We start from the raw sequence: 813 nt of genomic DNA, 5'->3' as shown, positions 1-813 counted from the left end.
ACTAAGGCCCACCACATAGAGCGCGGAATGGAACCAAACGCCTCCGGCTGAGCAACCCGCTCAAAAATATACACACCGGTTGCTGCGGTAAAGCTAATAATGATCATGATAATCATCGCCGCAAACAGCGTGGAGAAGTTTTCCCGATACACCGCTGCCAGAATTGAAAGCGATGCAGAATATCGCGTTAGCTTTAGAATCCGAACGGTTGTCATCACTTTTAGGAAACTAAAGTCCTGAGCAGCGCTATCCGGCACTAAAATAAGCATTAATCCAGGCAAAAACGACAACAAATCGATAACGCCCATTGGCGAAAAAACATAATTGAGCCGACGATTAAGCGCACTATTGCCATGCTCTTGCGGGGCTTCAGCCGCTACCCAAATGCGCATCAAATAATCGGCGACAAAGATCAAAGTAAAAATCGCGTGAACGTGAATGCCTGAGTAATGAGCACTATTCGCCTCGTTTTCAACCGAGACAAGAAGCACCTCAACCATATTGAAGAAAATCGCTGCAGCAATCACCAGATTTATAAGCCAAGCAATCAGCGACCTTTGAGAGGGTTCATTTAAATATTCGTACCATTGCTCACGAGAGAACATGGCTGGGCTTCCTTTACTTTACTTTTGTTGTGTTTTATTCGAATTTCACGCTACGAGCGACTTACAAGCGAGCAGGCCTTAATGCAGCCTACTACAAAGTGTATAGTAAAACGCTCTCCAAGCATGTTTACAGTTTCAAATTTCATTTTCAACGACCATAATATGCGAGCAAAGATCGCGCTTGGAGGCCCTATCATGAGTAAACAAT

1 protein-coding gene is annotated in these 813 nt (G+C 44.5%); it reads right to left on the bottom strand.

Translation table 11 applies throughout. The annotated features are described in order from the left end of the window. A partial coding sequence (locus tag A3750_RS16825; RefSeq protein ID WP_197475101.1) for an ion transporter occupies positions 1 to 605 on the bottom strand: 605 nt, incomplete at its 3' end. Between the last annotated feature and the right edge of the window lie 208 nt (positions 606 to 813).

This window comes from Oleiphilus sp. HI0079, from assembly GCF_001635105.1.
The sequence above is the reverse complement of the archived record's forward strand: the minus strand, read 5'-3'. Positions and strand labels throughout refer to the sequence as shown.